The organism is Ralstonia sp. 25mfcol4.1 (assembly GCF_900104095.1).
Lineage (GTDB): Bacteria > Pseudomonadota > Gammaproteobacteria > Burkholderiales > Burkholderiaceae > Cupriavidus.
In genome coordinates this window covers 98344-121872 of record NZ_FNJO01000008.1, presented here as the reverse complement: position 1 = coordinate 121872, position 23529 = coordinate 98344, and the positions used below count along the sequence as shown (strand labels likewise).

The 23529-nt window shown below is 66.1% G+C and carries 26 protein-coding genes; 15 read left to right on the top strand and 11 right to left on the bottom strand.

All coding sequences use genetic code 11. The annotated features are described in order from the left end of the window. The first annotated feature begins 50 nt into the window (after positions 1-50). From BLQ58_RS15865 to BLQ58_RS15845, 5 genes are all read left to right on the top strand, one after another. The gene (locus tag BLQ58_RS15865) at positions 51-416 is read left to right on the top strand and encodes a CidA/LrgA family protein (protein WP_254775979.1); all 366 of its coding nucleotides are present in this window, start codon (positions 51-53) and stop codon (positions 414-416) included. A 4-nt stretch (positions 417-420) separates the two neighbouring features. Next, positions 421-1110, top strand: coding sequence for an LrgB family protein (locus tag BLQ58_RS15860; RefSeq protein ID WP_092599847.1), 690 nt, complete (start codon positions 421-423; stop codon positions 1108-1110). Between the two features lie 138 nt (positions 1111-1248). After that, positions 1249-2163, top strand: coding sequence for a non-homologous end joining protein Ku (locus tag BLQ58_RS15855; protein ID WP_092599844.1), 915 nt, complete (start codon positions 1249-1251; stop codon positions 2161-2163). Between the two features lie 16 nt (positions 2164-2179). Further along, on the top strand, positions 2180-3025 hold the full coding sequence (locus tag BLQ58_RS15850; protein ID WP_092599841.1) for a tetratricopeptide repeat protein: 846 nt from the start codon (positions 2180-2182) through the stop codon (positions 3023-3025). Positions 3026-3137: 112 nt separating this feature from the next. Continuing rightward, the gene (locus BLQ58_RS15845; RefSeq protein ID WP_092599838.1) at positions 3138-4739 is read left to right on the top strand and encodes an EAL domain-containing protein; all 1602 of its coding nucleotides are present in this window, start codon (positions 3138-3140) and stop codon (positions 4737-4739) included. 100 nt (positions 4740-4839) lie between these two features. Here the strand turns inward: BLQ58_RS15845 and BLQ58_RS15840 are convergent, their stop codons facing one another. Next, complete coding sequence (locus tag BLQ58_RS15840; protein ID WP_092599835.1) at positions 4840-6135, bottom strand: Nramp family divalent metal transporter; 1296 nt, start codon at positions 6133-6135, stop codon at positions 4840-4842. A 248-nt stretch (positions 6136-6383) separates the two neighbouring features. Between BLQ58_RS15840 and BLQ58_RS15835 the strand changes: the two genes are divergently transcribed. Both BLQ58_RS15835 and BLQ58_RS15830 read left to right on the top strand, forming a co-directional pair. Then, positions 6384-6734 (top strand): toxin, encoded by a 351-nt coding sequence (locus BLQ58_RS15835; RefSeq protein ID WP_092599832.1) that lies wholly within the window; start codon positions 6384-6386, stop codon positions 6732-6734. After that, entirely contained in the window at positions 6724-7038 is a 315-nt protein-coding gene (locus tag BLQ58_RS15830) for a helix-turn-helix domain-containing protein (protein WP_092599829.1), read from the top strand. The genes BLQ58_RS15835 and BLQ58_RS15830 overlap by 11 nt, the downstream gene beginning before the upstream one ends. 35 nt (positions 7039-7073) lie before the next feature. Here BLQ58_RS15830 and BLQ58_RS15825 read toward each other — a convergent pair whose 3' ends face one another. Then, a complete protein-coding gene (locus tag BLQ58_RS15825; protein ID WP_092599826.1) occupies positions 7074-7319 on the bottom strand; it encodes an FmdB family zinc ribbon protein in 246 nt (81 codons plus the stop codon). Between the two features lie 220 nt (positions 7320-7539). Between BLQ58_RS15825 and BLQ58_RS15820 the strand changes: the two genes are divergently transcribed. Continuing rightward, positions 7540-7983: a MarR family winged helix-turn-helix transcriptional regulator gene (locus tag BLQ58_RS15820; protein ID WP_092599823.1), complete on the top strand. Its 444-nt coding sequence runs from the start codon at positions 7540-7542 to the stop codon at positions 7981-7983. 12 nt (positions 7984-7995) lie between these two features. On the opposite strand, the gene BLQ58_RS15815 is transcribed toward BLQ58_RS15820, so the two are convergent. After that, positions 7996-9372 carry a sensor histidine kinase gene (locus BLQ58_RS15815; RefSeq protein WP_092599820.1) on the bottom strand — a complete coding sequence of 459 codons (1377 nt, stop codon included), beginning with the start codon at positions 9370-9372 and terminating at the stop codon, positions 7996-7998. Next, positions 9369-10070 carry a response regulator gene (locus BLQ58_RS15810; protein ID WP_092599816.1) on the bottom strand — a complete coding sequence of 234 codons (702 nt, stop codon included), beginning with the start codon at positions 10068-10070 and terminating at the stop codon, positions 9369-9371. Before BLQ58_RS15810 ends, BLQ58_RS15815 begins: the two co-directional genes overlap by 4 nt. A 202-nt stretch (positions 10071-10272) precedes the next feature. On the opposite strand from BLQ58_RS15810, the gene BLQ58_RS15805 reads away from it, so the two are divergent. The 6 genes from BLQ58_RS15805 to BLQ58_RS15780 all read left to right on the top strand — a co-directional run bounded on the left by BLQ58_RS15805 (position 10273) and on the right by BLQ58_RS15780 (position 15755). After that, entirely contained in the window at positions 10273-11337 is a 1065-nt protein-coding gene (locus BLQ58_RS15805) for a porin (protein ID WP_092599813.1), read from the top strand. A 205-nt stretch (positions 11338-11542) separates the two neighbouring features. Next, on the top strand, positions 11543-12589 hold the full coding sequence (locus BLQ58_RS15800; protein ID WP_092599810.1) for a porin: 1047 nt from the start codon (positions 11543-11545) through the stop codon (positions 12587-12589). Positions 12590-12846: 257 nt separating this feature from the next. Next, complete coding sequence (locus tag BLQ58_RS15795) at positions 12847-13674, top strand: methyltransferase domain-containing protein (protein WP_092599807.1); 828 nt, start codon at positions 12847-12849, stop codon at positions 13672-13674. After that, positions 13674-14051: an OsmC family protein gene (locus BLQ58_RS15790; protein WP_092599804.1), complete on the top strand. Its 378-nt coding sequence runs from the start codon at positions 13674-13676 to the stop codon at positions 14049-14051. Before BLQ58_RS15795 ends, BLQ58_RS15790 begins: the two co-directional genes overlap by 1 nt. A gap of 39 nt (positions 14052-14090) precedes the next feature. Next, on the top strand, positions 14091-15281 hold the full coding sequence (locus BLQ58_RS15785; RefSeq protein WP_092599801.1) for an NAD(P)/FAD-dependent oxidoreductase: 1191 nt from the start codon (positions 14091-14093) through the stop codon (positions 15279-15281). A gap of 45 nt (positions 15282-15326) precedes the next feature. Further along, entirely contained in the window at positions 15327-15755 is a 429-nt protein-coding gene (locus BLQ58_RS15780) for a DUF1641 domain-containing protein (protein ID WP_092599798.1), read from the top strand. Between the two features lie 103 nt (positions 15756-15858). On the opposite strand, the gene BLQ58_RS15775 is transcribed toward BLQ58_RS15780, so the two are convergent. Both BLQ58_RS15775 and BLQ58_RS15770 read right to left on the bottom strand, forming a co-directional pair. Further along, complete coding sequence (locus BLQ58_RS15775) at positions 15859-17163, bottom strand: PQQ-dependent sugar dehydrogenase (RefSeq protein WP_092600243.1); 1305 nt, start codon at positions 17161-17163, stop codon at positions 15859-15861. A 183-nt stretch (positions 17164-17346) separates the two neighbouring features. Further along, positions 17347-17832, bottom strand: coding sequence for a GFA family protein (locus tag BLQ58_RS15770; protein ID WP_092599795.1), 486 nt, complete (start codon positions 17830-17832; stop codon positions 17347-17349). A gap of 256 nt (positions 17833-18088) precedes the next feature. Here BLQ58_RS15770 and BLQ58_RS15765 point away from each other — a divergent pair, with 256 nt between their 5' ends. Continuing rightward, a complete protein-coding gene (locus BLQ58_RS15765; RefSeq protein ID WP_092599792.1) occupies positions 18089-18436 on the top strand; it encodes a hypothetical protein in 348 nt (115 codons plus the stop codon). A 100-nt stretch (positions 18437-18536) separates the two neighbouring features. Here BLQ58_RS15765 and BLQ58_RS15760 read toward each other — a convergent pair whose 3' ends face one another. From BLQ58_RS15760 to BLQ58_RS15740, 5 genes are read right to left on the bottom strand one after another with little or no spacing between them, the layout of a single operon-like run. Continuing rightward, a complete protein-coding gene (locus tag BLQ58_RS15760; RefSeq protein ID WP_092600240.1) occupies positions 18537-19475 on the bottom strand; it encodes a LysR family transcriptional regulator in 939 nt (312 codons plus the stop codon). Between the two features lie 8 nt (positions 19476-19483). Beyond that, positions 19484-20383, bottom strand: coding sequence for a 2-hydroxy-3-oxopropionate reductase (locus BLQ58_RS15755; RefSeq protein WP_092599789.1), 900 nt, complete (start codon positions 20381-20383; stop codon positions 19484-19486). 24 nt (positions 20384-20407) lie between these two features. Continuing rightward, a complete protein-coding gene (garL, locus tag BLQ58_RS15750) occupies positions 20408-21199 on the bottom strand; it encodes a 2-dehydro-3-deoxyglucarate aldolase (RefSeq protein WP_092599786.1) in 792 nt (263 codons plus the stop codon). Between the two features lie 15 nt (positions 21200-21214). After that, a complete protein-coding gene (locus BLQ58_RS15745; RefSeq protein ID WP_092599783.1) occupies positions 21215-22309 on the bottom strand; it encodes a malate/lactate/ureidoglycolate dehydrogenase in 1095 nt (364 codons plus the stop codon). Between the two features lie 2 nt (positions 22310-22311). Next, on the bottom strand, positions 22312-23307 hold the full coding sequence (locus BLQ58_RS15740; RefSeq protein WP_092599780.1) for a Bug family tripartite tricarboxylate transporter substrate binding protein: 996 nt from the start codon (positions 23305-23307) through the stop codon (positions 22312-22314). Positions 23308-23529: the final 222 nt, after the last annotated feature.

The following is a 23529-nucleotide window of genomic DNA, read 5'->3' as shown; positions in this document are numbered from 1 at the left end:
CTTCTCCTTCTGCATCCCGCTCCCGCCGCCTGCTGCGCACCGCCGCGCAGGTGGCTGGCTTGCTGGCGATCTGGTTCGCCGCCGACTGGCTGACGCGCACGCTGGGCTGGTCGATGTCTCCCGGCGTGGTAGGGCTCCTGGCCGTGCTGGGCCTGCTGCTGTCGGGCAAGGCCGACGTGGGCTGGGTCAAGGACGGCGCCGACTGGCTGCTGGGCGAGCTGGTCTTGTTCTTCATCCCGTGCGTGGTCGCCGTGGTCAACTATCTGCCGCTGTTCCGTTCGGAAGGCGTGCAGCTGACCATCGCCGTCGCGGTGGGCACGATCCTGGTGATGGCCGCCACGGCGCTGGCGGTGCATGCGGGATGCCGCCTCGAACGGAAGATCCGGCGGCTGCACGGCCAATCGGACGAGGCCTGATGCCATGGTGTCGTTCCTTTGTCTGGCCTGGACCATCGCGCTCTATTTCGCCATCAAACCGCTGTATCGCCGCAACCCGCGGATCTGGTACTCGCCCGCCATCGTCGTGCCGTTGCTGTCCATCGCCGTGCTGCTGATGGCCGACATTCCATACGCCGCCTACGTGGCCGACACGCGCTGGATGGTCTGGCTGCTCGGGCCCGCCACGATTGCCTTCGCCGTGCCGATCTACGAACACCGAGCCATCGTGCGGCGCCACTGGCTGGCGCTGGCGCTGGGGGTGGTGGCCGGGATGCTCGTGGCGATGGTCAGCGCACGTCTGCTGGCCGAAGCGTTCCACTTCAGCAACGAGGTATCGCGCAGCCTGATGGCCCGCTCGGTGTCCACGCCGTTCGCGGTATCCGTGGTGTCGCATACGGGTGGATCGGCCGATCTGGTGTCGCTGTTCACCGTCATGACGGGGCTGGTGGGCATGCTCGTGGGCGACGCCGTGCTGGCCCTGCTGAGGCTGCGCTCGCCGGTGGCCCAGGGCGCATCGCTGGGGGCGGCCGCGCACGGCTTCGGGACCGCGCGGGCGCGCCAGCGTCACACCGAGGAGGGCGTGGTGGCCAGCCTGACCATGGTGCTGGCCGGGGTGCTGATGGTGATTGCCGGCCCGGCGCTGACGGGGTGGATCACGGCCGTGGTCGGCTGACCATCGCCCCGCGGCGACACACCGCCACGTAGGACGCGTCTGACACCGCACATCGCCCGCGCTCACTGGCAGGCCCCGTGCCTCGCGGACTAGACTGGCTGGACGATGACCTGTTCCTTCTTGCGGGAGGATGTCGCCATGGCCGCACGTTCCATCGCTTCGCTATCGATCAGCTTCGGGCTGGTTTCCATCCCGGTGAAGGTCTATTCGGCCACCGAAAGCAAGTCGGCCATCAGCTTCAACCTGCTGCACAAGGGCTGCGGGTCGCGGCTGCGCCAGCAGTACATCTGCCTGAAGGAAGACGTGGTGGTGGACCGCGCCGACATGGTCAAGGGCTACGAATTCGAGAAGGACCGTTATGTGACCTTCACGCCCGACGAGCTGAAGGCGCTGGAGGATGCCGCCGAGCAGACCATCGACATCGTGTCGTTCATGCCGGTGGGCGCCATCGACCCGATCTACTACGACAAGGCCTATTACCTGGGCCCGGACAAGCGCGGCGGCAAGCCCTACAACCTGCTGGCCGAGGCCATGCGGGAAACCGGCACCTGCGCGCTGGCCAAGTGGGCCTGGAAGGGCAAGCAATACATGGTGCAGATCCGCGTGGGCGAAGACGGCCTGATCCTGCAGCAACTGCTCTATGCCGACGAGGTACGCGACATGTCCGACCTGCACGTGGAGCGCATAGACGTGGCGCCTGCCGAACTCAAGCTGGCCCAGCAGTTGATCGAGCAGAACGCGGTGGACGGCTACGACGCCAGCGCCTATGTGGACGAGGAAAAACAGCGCATCCTGGAGCAGATCGACAAGAAGATCGCCGGCAAGAAGATCACGGTGGCCGCCGAGACGCCTGCGCCGGCCGGTGGCGAGGTGATCGACCTGATGGAGGCGCTGCGCAAGAGCATCGGCAGCAACAAGCGCCAGCCGGCGGCCAAGACGGCCGGCAAGGCCGCCGCCGTCAAGGCGGTGGCCCCCGAAGCCCCGGCGCGCAAGACCGCCCGCCGGGCCACCGCAGCCCCGGCCGAAGCGCCGAAGCGCGCGGCGCGCAAGTAGGGCGCCTGGGGCGGCAATGCAAGCCTATTCAATGCGCGACGTGCAGGGGCTGCTGGGCATCTCGCGCAGCGTCATCACGGCGCTGATGACGGCCGGCGTGATTTCGCCCAGACGCGGCGCGCGGCAGGAATACCGGTTCACGTTCCAGGATGTGGTGCTGCTGCGTACCGCGCAATCGCTGCGCGAGGCGGGCGTGCCCACGCGCCATGTCACGCGGTCGCTGCGGCACCTGCAGGGGCTGGGCGAGGAAGGCCGGCCGCCCACCGGCCTGCGCGTGACCGCAGTGGGGGGCGATGTGGCCGTGCAGGACCGCCGCGGGCGCTGGCACGTGGACTCGGGCCAGTTCGTGCTGGACCTGGACGATGCCGATCACCGGCGGTCTGGTGCCGAAGTCGTCGAAATGCGACGTCGTGCCACGCGGCAGGCCCCGCCATCCGCGCCGGATCAGATCGGTCCGTCGGACTGGTTCGAACGTGGCGTTTCACTCGAGCACGTGGCGCCGCGTGATGCCGAAGCCGCGTACCGCCATGCGCTGGCCCAGGCCCCCGACTATCTCGATGCGTGGCTCAACCTTGGCTGTCTGCTGTGCGACCAGGACCGGTTCGACGACGCTGCCGCCGAGTACCGCAAGGCGCTAAGTTATCTGCCTTATCAACCGTTAATCCATTTCAATCTCGGCGTCGCACTCGAGGATGCCGGTGCGAAGCGTGAGGCACTGGAAAGCTATCACGCCTGCATCGAACTGGCTCCCGACTTTGCCGACGCGCATTACAACGCCGCGCGGCTGCACGAGGCGCTCGGCGACCCGCATCGGGCCATCCGGCATTACAACCAGTATCGCAAGCTGGAGCCGGTGGTATAGCCGGCACCATGCCGTGGTCACATCCTCCGTGTAGGCGCGCCGCCGACAGCATTCACACGCCCATCCGCTCCACAATCGGCGGGATCGGGCACACGACGACAACGAGGGGACTTTGGCTTTGAATGTCTGGCAGGAGCGATTTGGCGGCTGGCATGTGTCGCCGCTGACACTGCTGGGGTGGCTTGGTACGTGCCTGTGCTTTGTCGCGGTGGCAGTCTGGCTTGGCCGGCAGCATGCCGATCATCTTGTTACGCGGCGCGAGGCCAGCATCGGCGCCCAGATCGTGGCAGCCCTGGAGCGTGTGGCGGAGACCGTCGAGACGCAGGCCCGCCAGCACGTGGCGCCGCTGGCCGGCAAACCGTGCGCACAAGCCAGCCGTGCGCTGGCCACCTCACACAGCTTTATTCCTTATATCCGTACCGCCGCCATGGTCGATCGGGGCATCATCTATTGCTCGGGCACGCGCGGCCCGGTCAATGTGCCGCTGACCTACTACTTTGCCGATCCCCAGCCGGGCGTGTCGCACCGGCTGATGCTCGTGCAGGGCACGCCGTTCCGTAAGTACGCGCCAGCGCTGGCGATGTTCCTGCCGGAGCGGGGCCAGCCCGACCGGGGCAGCTTCCTGCTGATCGAGGGGCGCTATGTCACTGACGCGCTGTCGCAGGGGCTGGGCTTTGGCGCATCGGAAATCGTACTGACCGTGGGCCAGGCGTCGATCTATCAAGATGGGACATATCTGCCCGCCCCGGTCGGGACGGCGGGCGGCGTGGCTACGCTGTCCAGGGCATGGCCGATCCAGGTCAAGGTGGTGGCGTCCTTGGAATATGTCACCGCAATGCACCGCAAGTTTGACCTGCTGTATGGCGCCATCGGGTTGCTGGCCGGGCTGCTTGTGGTGGTGCTGTTCCTGCTCGTGGCCGCGCCGCGCCGCCTGTTGCTGCAGGCGGTGCGGCAGGCACTGAAGCGGAGCGAGTTTCATCTGGTGTACCAGCCTATCGTCGAGGTGCAATCGCGGCAGTGGATTGGCGCCGAGGCGCTGTTGCGCTGGCAGCATCCGCGCTGGGGCAGCATTCCGCCGGGGTCGTATATCGAAACGGTGGAGTCGACACCGCTGATCGACGACATCATGCACTTCGTGCTGCGCCGGGTGGTGGAGGACATCAACCGTTACGGCCCGTCCGCGCCGCTGCACGTGGCGGTCAACGCGGCGCCGCTCAGCCTGCGGCGGCGCACGTTCCTGGGCGACCTGGCTGCCTTGCAGCGGGCCATGCCGGACGGGTCGGGTCTGGTGCTGGAAATCACCGAGCGCCACCTGCTGGCGGACAGCGGCGCCACCCGCGAGGCGTTCGACCGGCTGCACCAGGCCGGCATCAGACTGGCCGTGGACGACTTTGGCACCCGCAACAGCAACCTCGACCTGATCAAGAGCTTTCCGTTCGACTACCTGAAGATCGACCGCCAGTTCACGCAGGACGTGGACGCCAATGCGCAGGCGCTGCTGCGCAGCATCGTCAACATGGCGCATCACTTTCATCTGGTGGTGATTGCCGAGGGCATCGAGACAGAGGCCCAGCACGCACTGATCGTCGAGGCCGGGGTGGATTGGGCGCAGGGATACCTGTACCAGCGGCCCGCCGCGCCGGCCAGCATCCTGGCGCGGCGCGGAATCTGGGTCAAGGAGCGGGACGACGTGGGCGAACCGGAAACGGTCTAGGAAGCGGTCTAGGAAGCGGTCTAGGAAACGGTCTGGGAAACGGCCTGGGAAACGGTCTGGGAAACGGCCTGGGAAACAGTGGGAACCGTCAGATCCGCGCCTACCCCAGCGCCGTCTGCCACAGCAGCGCCACGTTGAGCAGGATGATGATCACGGCCGAGGCACCCGCCAGCGCCAGCGGCACGCCGCGCACGCGCCAGGCCCCCATCAGGTGGCGATCGGCGCCAAACAGGATCAGCGGTATGACGGCAAGCGGCAGCGTCAGGCTGAGCACGACCTGGCTGGCAACCAGCAGGCTGGCGGAGCCGTGTTCGCCGAACACCCAGACGGCCGCCAGCGCCGGCACGATGGCCACGGCACGGGTCAGCAGCGCACGGCGCATGCGCGACATGCGCAGGTCCAGGAACCCTTCCATGACGGCCTGGCCCGCCAGCGTGCCCGTCAGCGTCGAATTGAGGCCGCATGCCAGCAGTGCCACGGCGAACAGCAGGCTGGCCAGATCGGAATGCAGCAACGGTGCCAGCAGCCGGTGCGCGTCGGCGAGGTCTTCCACATCGGTCAGCCCGTTGGCGTGGAACACCGAGGCCGCCAGGATCAGCAGCGCCGCGTTGATCAGGAAGGCAAAGCCCAGCGAGCCGAAGGTATCCAGGCTCATGCCGCGCAGGATTTCGGCAAAGGACCGGCGCCGCGCCACGCGACTGCCCGGCGGCGGCGTGAAGCGGCGCACCAGCGAGGAATGCAGATAGAGGTTGTGCGGCATCACCGTGGCACCGACGATGCCGGCCGCCAGCCACAGCATGCCCGCATCGCGCACCAGATCGGCGGACGGTGCCATGCCACCCAGCACGGCGGCCCACTCGGGCTGGGCCATCGCCAGTTGGGCCACGAAGCAAAGGGCCACCAGCAGGATCAGCCCGGCGACCATGGCTTCCATGGTGCGCTGGCCATAGCGTTGTACGGCCAGCATGACCAGCGTCACAACGGCGGCAATCAGCACGCCGACCCAGAGCTTGACGTGGAACAGCAATTGAAGCGCCACCGCGCTGCCGACCACCTCTGCCACATCGCAGGCAATGATCGCGATCTCGCTGGCCACCCACAGGCCAATGGTCACCCGGCGCGGAAATCGCTCACGGCACAGCTGGGCCAGGTCGCGGCCCGTCACTACGCCCACCCGGGCGGCAATCCACTGCAGCAGCATCGCCACCAGGCTCGACAACGCAATCACGATCAGCAGGCTGTAGCCGTATTTGGCGCCGCCCGCGATGGCCGTGGCCCAGTTGCCAGGGTCCATGTAGCCCACGGCCACGAGCGCGCCGGCGCCCAGGAAAGCAAGGCGCGACCGCCGCGGCGGCGCGGCGGGCAAGGTGGCGGTGTCGATAGGTGGGGGCGGCATGGTGTCCTGGGGCGATCACGTGGGGCCAAGTGAACCCCATGCTGCATTCTAGGACGTTGTTGAGAATTGTTCCCAATTGGCTTTGCCTAATTGGCGGATTGCTTTCGCCTTCGCCCGGTGGACACAAGGTTTAACGTTTTCGGCACAACCGGACACGTTTTGTGATGCGCCGGGCGCCTACAGTTTGGGCCTCGGTGTTGACATTCGCCGGTTCCCTCTTTCATAACCATACGTAGATAACGTACACTATGTACGCAACCTTTGTTGAGCTTCCTCCATTTGAGAGATGCCGGGCCGCTTACCTGGACGATGACGCATTCCGCCGGCTGCAGGCGCTACTGCTGACCCATCCCCATGCAGGCGACGTCATCCCCGGGACGGGAGGCTTGCGCAAGGTGCGCTTTGTCGACGGGTGGCGACAGAAAGGGAAGCGCGGTGGTTTGCGAGTGATCTACTACTACTGGCTCGGCGGAGCCCAGTTCTGGCTTTTTACGGTCTACAACAAGGACACCGCAGACGATATGACGCAGCGACAGCGACAACAGCTTGCCGCGATGCTTGAAATGGAACGGAATGTCAGGAGCAGATATGACGCGTGACATCTTTGCCGAACTGATGGAGGGATTCGATGCCCTCGCTGCCGAACGGCAGGGCAAGGCTACGTTGCGTTCGCACAAGGTGCGAATCGAGGCGTTGCAGGCGATAGCCGCAGAAGAACTGGTCGAGCTTCGCGAACGGTTGAATATGTCGCGCCCGGTGTTTGCGATGTACCTCAGGATCAACCCCCGCACCCTGGAGAACTGGGAGCAGGGGCGCGCCAAACCGAACGCTCAGGCGACGCTGCTTATCCGGCTTGTGCAGAAGTACCCGGAAACAATCCAGCGATTGGCATCGCTTCGCTAGGCGTCACACCTTTGCTCGCTCGAATCGAAGCGGCCTCAGCGGCTCCAGCCGCCGCCACTGGCTCGTCCCGCCAGCTTGACGGGACCGCAGCAGGCGCACGATGCGCCGTGGCCGGGGCCGGCGCCTTCCGTGCTGCCGCCGGCAAGGCCTGGGGCGGCCACCAGGGCGCGCGTGGCCGCTTCGCCGCAGTCGGGACAGACGGCGGGGTCGTCGCGGCGGGCCATCGGCCGAATTTCAGAAAAGTCGCCGCAGATAGGGCATCGATAGTCGTAGGTCGGCATTGCCGCTCCAGGGACGGGACAGTTTCAAGGCTGGCCAGGGCCAGCCAGTGTCGGATTCGCGACCAGCTTAGCGCAATCCACGGCGGCGCGTGCAAGGTTGCCGCCGTCGGCAGCGGCACGCATACCAGACAGCCCAAAGCCTTTGATCACGCCCGGCCGAGTGTGCGATTCAGGGTTTTCGACACCAAACCGAACCGTGCGACTCCCTATAATCCCGCGCATGGAAAAGAATCTTGAAAAGCGCTTCGGCTTTCTGGTGTCGGACGTGGGACGCTTGTCCGGCAAGCGGTTCGATGACCTGTCGCGCTCCACGCTGGACCTCACGCGTGCCCAGTTTCGGGCGTTGGCCTACCTGTCGTATCACGGCGAAATGAACCAGGCGGCCCTGGCCGACCTGATGGAAGTGGCGCCGATTTCGGCCGGGCGGTTGCTTGATCGCATGGAAGAGGGCGGCTGGATCGCCCGCCGTCCCAACCCTGAAGACCGTCGCGAGCGCATGGTGCGCATGACCGAAAAAGCCGATCAGGCGCTGGACGCGGCGCAGCATGTGGGCGACGTGGTGACCGCCCAGGCCCTCGACGGCTTTACCGAAGCCGAGGCGGAGCAATTCGTTGAATTCCTGCGACGCGCCCGGGCCAATCTGTCGCGGCCCCAGCAGGGGTGACGCGCACCCCACTTACCCCGGAAAATCCACCACCACCGTCAACCCGCCGCCCTGTGTGTCAGCCAGTGCGACGGTAGCGCCATGCAGCCGCGCGATCTCGCGCACGATGGACAGGCCCAGGCCACTGCCTTCGCGGCTGGCACTGGCCTCGCCGCGGTAAAAACGTTTGAACACCGATTCGCGCTCGAACGGCGCCACGCCGGGGCCGTTGTCCTCCACCAGCAGGCTGCGCCCGGCCACGCGCACCGTGACCATGGCACCTGGGCCCGCGTAACGCACCGCGTTGTCGATCAGGTTGCCGATGAGTTCCTGCAGCAGTTCCGGTTGTCCGCTGACACTTGCGTGGGGCTGTGCATCGCCATCGAAGCCGAGGTCCACCCCTTGCTGGCGGGCCGTGGGCGCCCAGTCCAGCGCCACCTGTTTCGCCAGCCGGTCCAGGCGTAGCGGGCGCAGCGTCGGGGCGTAGCCGCTATCCGTTTCGAGCCGCGACAGCGATAGTAATTGCGCCACTTCCTTTGCCGCCTGCCGGACCGATCCATTGAGCCTTGCCACGTGTCCGCGCACGCCGGCCAGGTCTGTTTCGCGCAGTGCCAGTTCCGACTCGGCCTGGATGACCGCCAGCGGTGTCTTGAGCTGGTGGGCGGCATCGGCAAAGAAACGCTTGCGCCCCTGGACCATGCGGTGCAGCCGCGCCACGTACTGGTTCACGGCGGTGACGAGCGGCCGGATTTCCACGGGCAGCGTGGTGTCGCCGATTGGGGCGAGGTCATCGGGCCCGCGCGCGGCCACGGTGTCCGACAGGCGCTGAAGCGGCCGCAGCCCGCGCCGTACGCCGAACCAGACGATGACCAGCGCCAGGCTCACCAGCATCAACTCCTGCAGCAGTGAGCCGATCAGGATTTCGTGGGCCAGCTGCTCGCGCGGCTCTGTGGATTCGGCCACCAGCACCCACACCATCTGCGTACGCGCGGAGCGCACGTCGTGCAGCGGCAGCGCCATGGCGGCCATGCGGACGGGTGTGCCACGGAAGTCGGCGTCGTAGAACTGCGTCCGATAGAGCGAGCGCACCGACCCGGTCGGCATCGGCAAATCGTCGTAGCCGGTGATCGTAGTGCCGTGCTCGTCACGGATCTTGTAGTAAACGCGCGAACCCGCCTCGGCATCGAAGACCTCCAGCGCCAGATAGGGCACCTCCACCTCCACGCGGCCGTCGCGCAGCTTGATGCCTTCGCGCATGGCCTTCAGCGATGCCGCCAGGGTGCGGTCGAACGCCTGGTGGGCCGCGGACATGGCTCGCCGGTCGGTCAGCCACGCGTCGAGCGCCAGCAATACCAGCAGGGGCAGCAGCAGCCAGAGCGTCAATTGCAGCCGCAGGCTGCCGGTCTTCATGCGCGCGGGCCCGCGCTGGCGGCCGCCGCGGTGTCCTGCGCTTCGAGCAGATAGCCCAGGCCGCGCAGCGTGACGATGCTGACGCCGGAGCCTTCGAGCTTCTTGCGCAGCCGGTACACGTAGATCTCGATGGCGTCGGCGTTGACCGATTCATCGATGCCGAAAATCTTCTCGGACAGGGCGGCCTTGTTGACCGCCCGGCCGTCGCGCAATAGCAGAATCTCCAGCACGGCCCGTTCGCGGCCCGTCAGTGGCAGCAGTTCGCCGTTGAGCGTGAAGGCGCGGCTCACGCTGTCGTAGTGCAGCGGACCGCAGGCCAGTTCGGTACGGTCATGGCCATGGCTGCGCCGGATCAGCGCGCGGGCGCGGGCTTCGAGTTCGGTCAGTGCGAAGGGCTTGGCCAGGTAATCGTCGGCGCCCAGGTTGAGGCCGCGCACGCGGTCTTCCACTGATCCGTGGGCGGTCAGGATCAGCACCGGCAGCGGATTGCGGCGCGCGCGCAGGCGCCGCAGCACTTCCAGGCCGTCCAGGCGCGGCATGCCGATGTCGAGGATGGCCAGCGCGTAGTCTTGCGTGGTCAACAGGTGATCGGCGCTGGCCCCGTCATGCATGCAGTCGACCGTGAAGCCGCTCTGGCTCAGCGATTCCGTCAGGGAGGCGGCCAGTTTCAGGTTGTCTTCGGCAAGCAGGATACGCATGGGGCTACGGCAAACAGGGTCTACAGGGGAATCGCGCTGGAGTGATACCCGTTACCGGCGCCGGCGCCTAGATGGGGAAAGTCCCAATCGTGGTGCATCCCCCACGGAAAAAATCGCAAGCGTATCGAAAGCGAACTGAAAGTGAGGCCCCCATACCATCCGCTCCGTTCACTACACACCAGAACAACAAAGGAGACTGAGGATGAAACGGAAGGCAGTGGCCCTGGCCGCGTTGGGTTGCGTGGTATCGGGCGGCGCGGCGGCGCAATCGAGTGTGACGCTGTATGGCCTGGTGGATTCGGGCATCGAGTACGTGAACCATGCCAGCGCCAACGGCAATTCCCTGGTGAAAATGACCTCGGGCGGCAAGAACACGTCGCGCTGGGGCCTGCGTGGCACCGAAGACCTGGGTGGCGGACTGAAGGCCATCTTCACGCTGGAATCGGGCATCGCCATCGATACCGGCAAGCTCGACACCGACAATACGCTGTTCGACCGTCGCGCCTGGGTGGGCCTGCAGGACAAGAACCTCGGCAGCATCCGCCTGGGCCGTGACTTCACCACGACCTACGACTTCATGCTGCCGTTCGACCCGATGGGGTACGCGCCGAACTATTCGTGGGCCACGTCTTCGACGGCCACGGGCGGCCGCAAGGACGGCATGTTCTCGCGTTCGACCAACATCGTGCGCTACGACGGCCAGTTCGGGCCGTTCAAGGTGGGCGGCACGATGGCGTTCGGCGAAGTGCCGGGCAGTTACAAGAGTTCGTCGAAATACGATCTGGGTCTGGGCTACAACGCCGGCAACTTTGCCGCGGCCGTGACCTGGGATCGCCAGATGGGCGCGGGCGCCAGCACCACGCCGGCCGACTCCACCGACTACATCCAGGGCATCCACGCCGGCGCCAGCTACGACTTCGGCCCGCTGTCGGTGTACGCCGGTTATCGCAATTACCGCAAGACGTTCACCACGACGGCCGCCAAGCAGCTGAGCGACATGTACTGGGTGGGCGCCGCCTACGACTTCACGCCCGCCTTCACGCTGTACGGCGCGGTCTACAAGCAGAACATCAAGGGCGACACCGATGGGGATCCGATCATGATCTCGATGCGCGCCCAATACAATCTTTCCAAACGCACCTCAGCGTACCTGTCCGCAGCGTATGCCAAGGCGCGCAACGGTCAGAACGTGAGTGTCTCGCGCGATTTCGTTGGCTATGCCAACAATCAGGTCGGTGTGACGGCGGGCCTGCAGCACCGCTTCTGATCGTTGTTTCCAGGCTGCCGTGGTGGGCGGCCTTCCGGCGGTGCGAGGGGCTCGCGCCGCCGGTTTTTCATTTCTGGCCACTGCTTTGCAGCCTTGCGCTGACGCCCGCCTGCCGTGGATCAAAAGGGCTCGCGAAAGCACGGCCTGGCGCCGGCACCGGACCTCACGCCGCACGTCCAAACAGGAACGTGCAAGGAGGTCTGACATGAAACGCAAGGCAGTGGTACTGGCCGCAAGCGGCCTGGTCTCGACAGCAGCAGAAGCGCAGTCCGGCATCACGCTCTATGGGCTGCTTGACGTGGGCGTCGAGTACATCAGCAACGCCGGTCCCGATGGCAGATCGACGGTGGGGCTGGTATCGGGCGGCAAGAACATTTCCCGCTGGGGCCTGCGCGGCGCCGAGCCGCTCGGCGGCGGAATGACCGCCATCTTCAGGCTGGAATCGGGTATCCAGGCCGATACCGGAACGTTCTACGGCGACCGCGGGCTGTTCAACCGGCGCGCATGGGTGGGCCTGCAGCACGAAACGCTGGGCAGTATCCGGATGGGCGCGGACTATTCCACCACGTTCGACTACATGGCGCCGTTCGAGCCCATGGACTACGCGCAAAACTATTCCTGGGCCATGGCCTCGACAGGCTCCGGAGACCGGCAGGACAGCATGTTCGTGCGATCGTCGAACGTGGTGCGCTATGACGGCCAGTTCGGGCCCGTGAAGGTCGGCGGAACGCTGGGGTTCGGCGAAGACCCCGGCAGCTTCAAATCTTCGTTGAAATACGATCTTGCGATTGGCTACGCGGCGGGCGGTTTTTCGGCGGTGGTCACATGGGACCGCGTCCACGGGGCTGCGGGCGACCCCACCGACTATGCCCAGGGCATCCATGCCGGTGCCAGATACGACGTTGGCGCGCTGAAGCTCTTTGCCGGCTATCGCAATTACCGAAAGACCTTCACCACGACGGCTCCCAATCAGCTGAGCGACATGTACTGGCTGGGCGCCGCGTACGACTTCACGCCGGCCTTCGCGCTGTACGGCGCGGTCTACAAGCAGAACATCAAGGGCGACACCAACGCCGATCCGATCATGGTCTCGCTGCGCGCCCAGTACAGCTTTTCCAAACGCACGCTGGCATACGTGTCCGCGGCCTATGCGAAGGCGCGCAATGGCCAGCCTGTGAGTGTCTCGCGTGATTTCGCTGGCTATGCGGACAACCAGGTCGGCGTGCTGGCGGGCCTGCAGCACCGCTTCTGATCATTGTTCCGGGCTGAGGGCCAGGCTTTCCGGCGGTGCGACGGAATCGCACCGCCGGTTTTCATTTTGGCGGCCGTTGTGCGGTCGTTGTGCGGCCGTTCCCGCGCAGATGTCACCCGTTCGCGTGAGAAGCGCGGACTTGTCATTTAAACCGTGCCAGTACTGACATAAAGATTCTTCAGTAGCGTCGCGACATCGAATGCATATGCTAATGAGCATTCCCGATGCCCCCGGCATCGCGCCATGGAGAGCCAACCATGCGATTGATGTCGATGAACGTGAGCGAGGGCCGGCCGGATGCGCGCTGGGATCCCACGCTGTATCTGCAGTTTTCCGATTTGCGGCTGCGGCCCGCGGTGGAGCTTCTGCAGCGGGTGCCGCTCGATGCGCCGCACACGGTATACGACATCGGTTGCGGCCCGGGGCATGTCACCCGGGCCTTGCAGGAAAAATGGCCACACGCCAGCGTGTGCGGCGTAGACAGTTCCCCCGAAATGCTGGCTGCCGCAGCCGGCGAGAGTGGCGCCATCCGCTGGGAGCAGGCTGACATTCAGCACTGGACGCCGCAGGCGCACGCGGACCTGATCTTCGCCAGCGCGGTGCTTCACTTCCTGGGCGATCACGAAACGCTGCTGCCAAGGTTGCTGGGCTTTCTGCGGCCCGGCGGCTGCCTGGCGCTGCATATGCCCGACTGGTGCGAGACCCCCTGGTACGGTCTGATGCGCGAGGTGCTGGCCACCGCCGGCCCGGGCGGCAGTGTGCTGGGCACGCCGATGTTGCGGGGAGAACTGGCGCGCAACCACGTGCAGCCCGCGGCGTTCTACTACCAGCTGCTGGTGGATCGCACCGCGCATCTGGACATCTGGAAGACAGACTACCTGCAGGTGGTGGAAGGCGACGACCCCGTCTACGACTGGATCAAGGCGTCGGGCCTGCGCGCGGTGACCGATCATCTCGACGACAGCGAGCGCGGCCGCTTTCTGGCGCAATACGTGCCAAGGCTGCGCAAGCTCTATCCAAATGGCCCCGACGGCCGCACGCTGTTTCCGTTTCGACGGCTGTTCGTGGTGGCGCAGGTCCACTGATGGCGCCGCTGCAGGTTTCCGCGTCGCGCCAGGGCCCGTCGTACGCCGTGACGATCCGCAGCGGGCATCACGTGGTGCTTGCCGATGCGGCCGCCGACGGCCTGCGCGGCGGAACCGCCATGCGGCCGCACGAACTGCTGGCGGGCGCCGTGGCAGCCTGCGTCTGCATCACCATCGACATGGCCCACCGCGACGCGCAACTGCCGCCGTACCGCGTGGATGTCCGCCTGGACCGCCAGGGCGACATCACCGCCTTCGAGATCGACGTATTTTTCCTGGCCGCCATATCGGCCGACCTGCACGCGCGCGTGCTGAAGACGGCGCGTGAGTGCCCGGTCTGCCAGACACTTTCCCGCCCCGTGCGGATTCGCGTCTGAGCGGCATGTTCTCTCGATGATCCTGACCAGGTGGAGACGATGACACAACGCATACTGATCGTAGGGGGCGGCGTGGGGGGCACGATGCTGGCCAACCAGTTGGCCGGCAAGCTGTTCCGGGAGATCGTCGACGGCGACGTCGCCGTGACCGTGCTGTCCGATACGGACGATCACTTCTACAAGCCGGCGTTCATGTATGTGGCGTTCGGCGCGTTCTTCCGCGAGGAACTGGTACGGCGCGAGCGGTCGCTGCTGCGGCCGGAGATCGATTTCGTGGTGGATGCGGCCGAGCAGTTCCATCTGGGCCGCCAGGAGGTGCAGGCCCGCAGCGGCAGGCGCTACGGCTACGACTATCTGGTGATCGCCACCGGGTGCGTGCCGGCCCCGGAGCGCATCGAGGGGCTGGGCGAGGCGGGCGACCATTTCTACCAGTACGCGCCGGCCCGTCAGCTGGCCGAAAAGCTCGCGCGCATCCAGCGGGGGCGAATCTTCGTCACGGTTTCGTTCCCGAAGACGCACAACGTGCCACATCAATGTGGCATCGCGCCGCTGGAAACCACGTTGATGCTGGACGACTACCTGCGCCGGCGCGGGGTGCGCGAGCGGGTGGAGATCGTCTACACCTACCCGACCGTCTCGCAGTTGCTGCGCAATTGCCTGTTCCTGCAGAAGCCCACCTGCGATGTCGTGCCGGCCCTGTTCGAGCAGCGCGGCATCCGCTTTCAGCGCGGCTTTACCCTGGCGCGCGTGGACCCCGGCAGGCGGGTGGCGTATTCGGAAGAGGGCGCCGAGCAGCCGTTTGACATCCTGATGGCCACGCCGCCCATCCGCGCCGTCGATGTGGTGCGCCAGAGCGGCCTGTCCGAAGCCGCCGACGACGAGGGCTGGCTGCCCACCGACCATGAGACCTTGCAGGTGCGCGGGCATGAGCGGGTTTACGTGATCGGCGATACCGTGGATCTGCCGGTCAGCAAGGCCGGCGGCTCATGCCACAACCAGGCGCCGGTGATCGCCGACAACATCGCGGCGTCGATACGCCTGGGACGTCCCGTCGCGGCCTACGACGGCAAGGTTCAGGCCGTTGCCCAGCTTGGGCTATCGGCGGGCATGCCGCTCTGGTACGACTACCATCGGGACGTGCAACCGATGCCGCCCACCAGGCTGGGCGGCCTGCTGCGCCAGGGCTTCAATCGCGGCGCCTACTGGGCGGTTGCGCGGGGCATGCTCTGACCGCCGCTCCTGCCATCACCCGATGTGATCCACTGTGGAGTCCCCATGGCATCCATTCCCGAGGCTTCCGAGCCGGGCCTTGCCCCGCACGTTGCCCACCATCTGGCCGACAGCCAGCCGGTTGACCCGGCGCCGGCGGCCTGGGCAGAACTGTCTCCAAGGCTGGCCCCGCTGCTGCTCGGCGCGCGGCTCGACAACCTGGTCGACATACTGGCGCTGATGGCCGATCTTGTCGATTTTCTCGATCCGGCGATGATCGAGAAAGTCAGCAGCGTGTTCGAGGAAGGCGTGGCGGCCCATGGCGCGTTAAGCGGCGCGCTGCGGCTGGCCGCTGCGCAGACCCGGCGAGACACCGAGCCGCCAGGTACACGGGCCCTGTGGGCGCTGGCGCGCGATGCCGATACGCGGCGCGGTCTGGCGTTATTGCTACGGACGCTGCAGATCGTCGGACGCGCGCAGCGCCCGGTGGCATGACGGCGCAGGCGCCAGACGGGACAGCATGTCCGGGGGCGACTTCGCGCTATTGCTTCGCGCTATCACTTCGCGCGCCATTACTTCGCGCTATTGCTTCGCGCTATCACTTCGCTGCGCTCACCCGCCAGACCACATTGCCCACGTCGTCGGCCACCAGCAGCCCGCCGGTCTTGTCGATCACGACGCCTACCGGGCGCCCCTGCGCCTTGCCGTCCTGATCCAGGAAGCCGGTCAGCACGTCGATTGGGGCGCCACGCGGCTTGCCCTGGTCGAACGGCACGAAGATGACCTTGTAGCCCGAACGCGGCTTGCGGTTCCATGAGCCGTGCTGGCTCACGAACATGCCGTCGCGGAACTGCGGCAGCAGGCTGTTGCCTGCGGCGCCGGTCATGCCCAGCGACGCCGTGTGGGCGCCCACCGCGTAGTCGGGCACGATGGCCTTGGCCACCATGTCGGGGGCGGGCGGCTTCACGCGGTCGTCCACGTGCTGGCCGTAATAGCTGTACGGCCATCCGTAGAAGCCGCCGTCGCGCACGGAGGTAATGTAGTCGGGTACCAGGTCGCTACCGATTTCGTCGCGCTCATTGACGGACGTCCAGAGCGCCTTGGTGGTGGGCTCCCAGACCATGCCATTGGGATTGCGCAAGCCGCTGGCGAAAATACGATGCTGGCCGGTCTGTCGATCGACTTCCCAGATGGCGGCGCGGCCCGCTTCCTTGTCGATGCCGTTCTCGCCCGCGTTGCTGTTCGATCCCACCGTGACATACAGCTTGCTGCCATCGGGGCTGGCGATGATGTTCTTGGTCCAGTGGTGGTTGATCGAGCCAGCAGGCAGGTCCACCAGTTTCTGGCCCGGCGCCGTGATGCTGGTCTGGCCCGGCGTGTACGGGAAGCGCAGCACGGCATCGGTATCGGCGACGTAGAAATCGTTGCCCACGAGCACCATGCCGAACGGCGAGTGCAGGTTTTGAAGAAATACCGATCTCTGGTCGGCCACGCCGTCGCCATTGGTGTCGCGCAGCAGCGTGATGCGGTTGGCGCTGGGTGTGCCGGCACCGGCGCGCTCCTGCGTCTTCTTCATGATCCAGCCCCGGATGCCCTTGTGGTCGTCAGGCTTGGGCGGCGCGTTGGTTTCGGCTACCAGCACATCGCCGTTCGGCAGCACGTACAGCCAGCGCGGATGGTCCAGCTTGCCGGCATAGGCGGCCACCCGCATGCCGTCGGCCGGTACGGGCATTTTCCCGTCTTTCCAGCCTTCGGCCGGGGCGATATGGATGGTCGGAAGCACCGTCTTGTGCGGCGCCGGCAGTTGCGGGTTCGGACCGATGCCCGCCGTATCGGGTAACCTGGCCGATTCGCCGCAGCCGACCAGCAGCGTGACCGCCACGATCGCAAACAGCGATGCCATCGGATAAATCAGATATTGGCGATAGTCGCGCATGGCGGGCTCCCAGATGCCTTGTCTCATTCGAGCATAGGAGCGCACTTGCGCGATGTATGTCAGCGCCGGTGCAAGACCCTGTCAGGAGCCGTCCGACCCGCTGGCGCGCGCTCAGGGCAGGGCCGCCCGGCCTCTGCGCTGGTCTGCGGACTACTTCAGCAGATCATGCCGCACATGCCATTCGCGCAACGATTCGTGTGGCCAGGTGCCCACGTGGCGATGGCCCCTGCCGCGCGGCACGTCTACCCACGGCGCGACGTAATCGAGGCCGGCCTCGACGACATCGGGCGGCTTCGGCAGCGGCGTGTCGATGGCGCCGGCATACGGGTGGACCAGGTCTGGCCAGCGCGGGTCCCACATCCACAGCGGGCTGCCGCACAGCCTGCAGAAGTGGCGGTATCCCTTGGAACGCACCGGCCGCTTGCCGGGCTCGCGGATCACGGCGTGGAAATGGGCCACGTGCTGCTGGCCGGACACGCGCAGCGTATGGGCATCGCCGCCCAGATTGATGCCATAGCCACCGCTGCCACCGGTCTTGCGGCAGATCGAGCAATGGCAGTGCAGGTAGGGGTAGGGCGAATCGGACTCAAGGCTGAACTGCACCGCGCCGCACTGGCACGAACCGTCGAGATGCATGGCAACTCCCTTGGAATCGATGGTCGATGCGGTTCAGTGTGGGCGACGTGCCCGCGTCATTCAAGCGCCAGAAATCGCAAAATTTGACACAAACTGTGGTGTTGTCGGGCGTTGTCTGTCAGTGCGCGCGAGGTTTTGTAAGGAGATGTGTGAATGCGGCACACCGGGCACCATGTGACTTCTAAACTGGGCACGCGGTGGGAAACAACGCACCCGTTGTTTTCCGTTTTCGATAACAACCACTGAGAGGTCTCATATGTCCAAGCAACGAACCATTCGCACCACGTCCCTGATTGGCGCCCTGGCAGCCGGCATGATCTCTGTCACCGCCTTCGCACAGACCACGCAGGCGCCGGCCGCCCCGGCCGACATCACGACTGCCGCCCCGCCGGTCACGACCCAGGTCCAGCCACCGAAGGACCCGCTCGTGGAACGCCGGGAGGCCCGCAAGGCCGCCAATGACCAGTACAAGGCCGAGAAGAAGGCGGCCAAGGGCGAGTACAAGCAGGATGTGAACGCGGCCAAGTCCGAGCGCAAGGACGCCAAGAAGGCTGCCGACGAGACGGCCAAGGCTGAACTGCAGAGCGGTACGACGAAGCAGTAATTCGGCTATCTGGGCATAACAACGCCACCATGCGTTGTTATGCGCTCCCCTCTTCCATGCAGGAGCGGGAGAGGGGAGCAAAGCCATCGGGCATCAGCGATCAAACCAGCCGCGCCCCCGGCCACGCGCCCGACATCACGATATTGCGCACCGACTGCCGCACCGTCTGCATGATGTCCCACAGCTCCGGCACCACCGGCCGATTGCGCGGCGTGGTCATCGCCACCTGACGCGTCACCACCGGGTCGATCAGTCGCGCCGAATGCAGCCGGCCCTGGGCCACGCGATCCGCCACGGCCGCGAACGGCAGCAGCGTCGCGCCGCAGCCGTCTTCCACCAGCCGCATTGCCACCGTGTTCGAGGCATCGCACTCCATCGCCATGTTCAGCGAGGTGCCGACGCGCGCCGCCAGCGATTCGGCCAGCACGCGCAGGCCGTGCGACGTGCTGGGCAGGATCAGCGGTACCTCGCCCAGGCGTCGCGCCTGGAACGCCGGGCCCAGGTGGCTCCATGACGAGGGCGTGACCAGCGTCAGGTCTTCTTCCAGCAGTACGTCCACCTTGAGCGCACCCTGCTGCTCGGGCAGGTAGAGCAGGGCCACATCGATTTCGCCGGCTGCCAGCCAGGCCAGCACCGGGTTGGCCAGCCCTTCCACAAAGCGGATCTTCGTCGCCGGAAAGCGTGCCTTGAGCGCCGTGCCGATGGCCGCGAACGCGGTATTGGCGATGGTTGGCTGTGCCGCGATGACCAGTTGCGCCGGGCCTTGCGCGGTAGACGCCCGCACCGCCGCGCGCGCCTCGGTCAGCGTGGCGGCCACCTGTCGCGCGTAACCCAGCAGCGTGGTACCGGCCTCGGTCAGCACCACGCCCCGGCCGCTGCGGTGAAACAGCCGGGTGTCGAGCGCAGCTTCCAGCCGCGCGATCTGGCGGCTGACCGTAGACTGGTCGGCGCCCAGTTCCAGCGCGGCGCGCGAAATGCTCTGCGTGTTGGCCACGCAGACAAAGCACGCCAGATCGTCGGAATTCAGCGCCGCCGACATGGCTGTCATCAGGCCGATCCGGGCGTGTCGCCGATGGCGAACGACGACAGGTGCTCGATGGCCTTGACCAGCCCCGAGTGATCCCAGCCCGCGCCGCCCTGGGCCACGCACACATTGAACAACTGCTGTGTCGATGCCGTGTTTGGCATGCCCAGGCCCAGCTGCTTCGCCGTGGACAGCGCCAGGTTCAGATCTTTCTGATGCAGTTCGATGCGGAAACCCGGATTGAACGTGCGCTTGATCATTCGTTCGCCGTGAACTTCAAGAATCTTCGAGCTGGCAAAGCCGCCCATCAGTGCCTGGCGCACGCGCGCGGGATCGGCCCCGGCCTTGGCAGCCAGCACCAGCGCCTCGCTGACGGCCTCGATGGTCAGCGCCACGATCACCTGGTTGGCCACCTTGGCTACCTGGCCGTCACCGACATTGCCCACCAGCGTGATGTTCTTGCCCATCAATTGCAGCAGCGGCAGCACCTTGTCGAAGACATCCTGCTTGCCGCCGGCCATGATCGACAGCGTGGCGGCCTTGGCGCCAACTTCGCCGCCCGACACGGGCGCATCCACATAGTCGCACCCGAGCTGTTCGATTTTCGCGGCGAACTCGCGCGTGTCGATCGGCGAGATCGAGCTCATGTCCACCACGATCTTGCCCTGGGTCAGCCCGGCGGCCACGCCGTTGTCACCAAACAGCACGCGCGCCACATCGGGCGTATCGGGCAGCATCAGGAAGATGATGTCGGCCTGTCTGGCCACCTCCGTGGCGCTGGCGCACTGCTGCATGCCGCGGTCCAGCAGTTCCTGCGGCACGCCGCTGCGCGTGTGCGCGTAGACGGTATGGCCGCCGGCCTGCAGGTGTTCCGCCATGGGCTTGCCCATGACGCCCAATCCGATAAATCCGAGCTTGCTCATGATTCCTTCCTGTTGAAAATGGCTTCAGGACGCAAAGCGGTCGCGCAGCGCACGGGCCGCATCGCGCAGCAATACGTGGTCGATGCCGACCGCCACGAAGTGCGCGCCCATATCGAGGTAGCGCCGGGCATCGGCTTCGACCGGGGTCAGCGTGCCGATGGCCTTGCCGGCGTGGTTGGCGGCATCGTAGATCTGTTTCACCGCCGCCTGCACATCGGGGTGGTTCGGATTGCCCAGATGCCCGTAGGCCGCGGCCAGGTCGTTCGGGCCGATGAAAATGCCGTCCACACCGGGTTCCGCACAGATCTCGGCGGCCGCTTCCACGCCCTTGCGGCTTTCGATCTGCACCAGCACGCAGATGTTGTCGTTGATGGTCTTGAAGAAGTCCGGCAGCGTGCCATAGCGGTTCTGCCGTTGGGCACCGGACACGCCGCGAATGCCATCGGGCGGATACCGCGTGGCGCGCACCGCGCGGCGGGCTTCCTCGGCCGATTCCACGAACGGAATCAGGAAGTTGTAGAAGCCGATGTCGAGCAGGCGCTTGAGCATCACCGGGTCGTTCCACGGCGGACGCACCACGGGGGCGCTGACGCTGTCCTTGAGCGCCATCAACTGGGGCGCGAAAGTCAGCACGTCGTTGGGCGAATGCTCGCCATCGAGCAGCAGCCAGTCAAAGCCGGCCAGGCCGACGATCTCGCTGGTCACGGGCTGACCCAGCGAACTCCACAGGCCGATCAGGCGCTTGCGCGCCAGCACGTCGGCACGGAACTTGTTGGGCAGCGGGTGGATCTGGGGAAGGTGAGGGGTGTTGGACATCGTCAATTTCCTGGGTCAGTCGGCGGCCAGCGCGGAAAGCGGGCCCGGCGATTTGCCACGGGCCTGCAGCACGCGGGCGGCGGCATCGTCAAGCTGGGCCAGCGTGCTGCTGTCCACGGGGATGTATTCGGCCCGGGCGCGGCGCCAGGCGCGTTCGGGGTCGCCCGGCAGGCGGATGGCGTCGTTGCCGGGTTGCAGGCGCGACGCCTTCATCCATTCGACAAACGACTCCACCTCGTGGCCGAACGTGGTGGTGCTGCCCAGCCGTGCCGGATCGAAGATGATCGCCAGCATGTTGTTCCACACCGCGTGCTCGTGCGTGAGCGTTTCGGGGCGGATCGTATGCCCGCCGGTCACGGCCGCGCCCAGCAGTTCGCACATCACGGCCAGCACGTAGCCTTTGTGCTCGCCGAACGTGCGCAGCGCGCCCTGCGGCGTGCCGGGGTGCGGGAACATCACGGCGGGGTCGTCGGTGGGGTGTCCCTGCGGGTCCATCAGGCAGCCCGGCGGTACCGGCACGCCCTTGTTGTTGGCCACGCGCACCTTGCCCAGCGCGATGGCGCTGGTGGCGAAGTCCAGCACCAGCGGCGGCTGTCCGGCCACCGGCACGCCAATCGTGAACGGATTGGTGCCGAAGCGCGGATCGTAGCCGCCATGCGGCGCGACGATCGGCTTGGATAGCACATTGACGAAATGGATCGAGATCATGCCGGCCGCGGTGGCCTGTTCGGCCCAGTGTCCTACCCGGCCCAGATGGTGCGACCGGCGCAGGCCCAGCACGCACACGCCATGTTCCTTCGCGCGTTCGATACCCAGGCCCATGGCCTGTTCGGTCACGGCCTGTCCCATGCCACGGTTGCCGTCCAGGCTCAGGATGCCGCCCGATTCATGCACCACGCTGACCTGCTGGTTCAGCTGGAGCTGGTCGGCCTGCCACGACATCACGTACTTGGGAATCATGCCCACGCCATGCGAATCGTGGCCGGACAGGTTGGCGCCCACCAGATGATCGGCGGTCAGGCTGGCCTCGCGGGCGTCGGAGCCCGCCGCCAGCCAGAGGTCCACCACCCATTGGTGCAGGCCGGCAGTCGGGATACGGTGATCACTCATGCTTACTCCAGGTGAATATTGGCGACCTTGATCAGGTTTGCCCATTTTGCGACTTCGCTCTTCTGGAAATTGCCCAGTTCGGTGGGCCCGGCGCCCGACGGCTCCACGCCCATCGACGCCAGCTTGGCACGCACTTCGGGCTGGCGGATGATCTTGCCGATCTCGGTCGACAGCTTGTCGACGATGGGCCTGGGCGTGCCGGCCGGCGCGAAGATGGCCTGCCACGACACGATCTCGTAGCCGTTCAGGCCCGACTCCGCCATGGTCGGCACGTCGGGCAGCTCGGCCGCGCGCCTGGCGCCGGTGGTGGCCAGTGCGCGGAACTTGCCCGACTGGATCATCGGCATGGCGGCCACGCTGTTCTCGAACACCAGGTCCACCTGGTTGCCAAGCAGTGCCTGCACCGCCTGGCTGCTGCCTTTGTAAGGCACGTGGGTCATGCGAAGCCCGGCCATGTTGGCGAACAGTTCGGCAGCGAGGTGCTGCGACGTACCATTGCCCGACGAGCCGAAATTGACCGTGCCCGGCTTGGCCCTGGCGGCGGCGATCACGTCCTGCACGCTCTTCCACGGGCTGCTGGCATTGACCACCAGCACGTTCGGCAACGTGCCGATCAGTGCAATGGGCTGGAAGTTCTTGACGGGGTCATACGGCATCTTCGGGTACAGGCTCACGTTGATGGCGTGCGAGCTGATCGTGCCGCCCAGCAGCGTGTACCCGTCCGCCGGGGCCTTGGCCACGTAGTCGGAGCCGATATTGCCACCCGCGCCGGCGCGGTTTTCCACCACCACCGATTGCCCCAGCACCTGCGACAGCCGCTGGCCGATCAGGCGGCCCAGCAGGTCGGTGGTGCCCCCGGCGGCAAACGGCACCACGTAGGTGATGGGCTTGGTCGGGTAGTGATCGGCACCCTGGGCGCCGGCCTGCGTGGCGACAGCCATGCATCCGGTACAAAGCACGGCCAGTATCGGCCGCATCAGGCGATGGGGAAAATTCATATCATGTCTCCTGTAGCGCGAACGTTCGTGTGCGGCAGTCCCGTGGCGGGCTCCCGTTCTGCCTGACGGTTTCCGCAACGGAAACGTGCGCCGGGCGGGGCGTCTTGTGCTGCGCCTCGACCGCAAATCTACACGGCAGGGGACGGTCGCGACTTGCAGAATTCGCATAACAGAAATGCACGATAGGCCGCGCAGCCGCGCGCGTCAAACGGAACAATTGCA

Bases quoted from the DNA above. Each gene is read 5' to 3' on its own strand.
- BLQ58_RS15855 (WP_092599844.1), top strand. From the start codon at position 1,249: ATGGCCGCACGTTCCATCGCTTCGCTATCGATCAGCTTCGGGCTGGTT.
- BLQ58_RS15810 (WP_092599816.1), bottom strand. From the start codon at position 10,070: ATGCGTATCCTGCTTGCCGAAGACAACCTGAAACTGGCCGCCTCCCTG.
- BLQ58_RS15835 (WP_092599832.1), top strand. From the start codon at position 6,384: ATGTACGCAACCTTTGTTGAGCTTCCTCCATTTGAGAGATGCCGGGCC.
- BLQ58_RS15785 (WP_092599801.1), top strand. From the start codon at position 14,091: ATGACACAACGCATACTGATCGTAGGGGGCGGCGTGGGGGGCACGATG.
- BLQ58_RS15745 (WP_092599783.1), bottom strand. From the start codon at position 22,309: ATGAGTGATCACCGTATCCCGACTGCCGGCCTGCACCAATGGGTGGTG.
- BLQ58_RS15825 (WP_092599826.1), bottom strand. From the start codon at position 7,319: ATGCCGACCTACGACTATCGATGCCCTATCTGCGGCGACTTTTCTGAA.
- garL (WP_092599786.1), bottom strand. From the start codon at position 21,199: ATGTCCAACACCCCTCACCTTCCCCAGATCCACCCGCTGCCCAACAAG.
- BLQ58_RS15815 (WP_092599820.1), bottom strand. From the start codon at position 9,372: ATGAAGACCGGCAGCCTGCGGCTGCAATTGACGCTCTGGCTGCTGCTG.
- BLQ58_RS15740 (WP_092599780.1), bottom strand. From the start codon at position 23,307: ATGAATTTTCCCCATCGCCTGATGCGGCCGATACTGGCCGTGCTTTGT.
- BLQ58_RS15760 (WP_092600240.1), bottom strand. From the start codon at position 19,475: ATGTCGGCGGCGCTGAATTCCGACGATCTGGCGTGCTTTGTCTGCGTG.
- BLQ58_RS15805 (WP_092599813.1), top strand. From the start codon at position 10,273: ATGAAACGGAAGGCAGTGGCCCTGGCCGCGTTGGGTTGCGTGGTATCG.
- BLQ58_RS15755 (WP_092599789.1), bottom strand. From the start codon at position 20,383: ATGAGCAAGCTCGGATTTATCGGATTGGGCGTCATGGGCAAGCCCATG.
- BLQ58_RS15840 (WP_092599835.1), bottom strand. From the start codon at position 6,135: ATGCCGCCCCCACCTATCGACACCGCCACCTTGCCCGCCGCGCCGCCG.
- BLQ58_RS15850 (WP_092599841.1), top strand. From the start codon at position 2,180: ATGCAAGCCTATTCAATGCGCGACGTGCAGGGGCTGCTGGGCATCTCG.
- BLQ58_RS15775 (WP_092600243.1), bottom strand. From the start codon at position 17,163: ATGGCATCGCTGTTTGCGATCGTGGCGGTCACGCTGCTGGTCGGCTGC.
- BLQ58_RS15780 (WP_092599798.1), top strand. From the start codon at position 15,327: ATGGCATCCATTCCCGAGGCTTCCGAGCCGGGCCTTGCCCCGCACGTT.
- BLQ58_RS15790 (WP_092599804.1), top strand. From the start codon at position 13,674: ATGGCGCCGCTGCAGGTTTCCGCGTCGCGCCAGGGCCCGTCGTACGCC.
- BLQ58_RS15765 (WP_092599792.1), top strand. From the start codon at position 18,089: ATGTCCAAGCAACGAACCATTCGCACCACGTCCCTGATTGGCGCCCTG.
- BLQ58_RS15795 (WP_092599807.1), top strand. From the start codon at position 12,847: ATGCGATTGATGTCGATGAACGTGAGCGAGGGCCGGCCGGATGCGCGC.
- BLQ58_RS15830 (WP_092599829.1), top strand. From the start codon at position 6,724: ATGACGCGTGACATCTTTGCCGAACTGATGGAGGGATTCGATGCCCTC.
- BLQ58_RS15800 (WP_092599810.1), top strand. From the start codon at position 11,543: ATGAAACGCAAGGCAGTGGTACTGGCCGCAAGCGGCCTGGTCTCGACA.
- BLQ58_RS15860 (WP_092599847.1), top strand. From the start codon at position 421: ATGGTGTCGTTCCTTTGTCTGGCCTGGACCATCGCGCTCTATTTCGCC.
- BLQ58_RS15820 (WP_092599823.1), top strand. From the start codon at position 7,540: ATGGAAAAGAATCTTGAAAAGCGCTTCGGCTTTCTGGTGTCGGACGTG.
- BLQ58_RS15770 (WP_092599795.1), bottom strand. From the start codon at position 17,832: ATGCATCTCGACGGTTCGTGCCAGTGCGGCGCGGTGCAGTTCAGCCTT.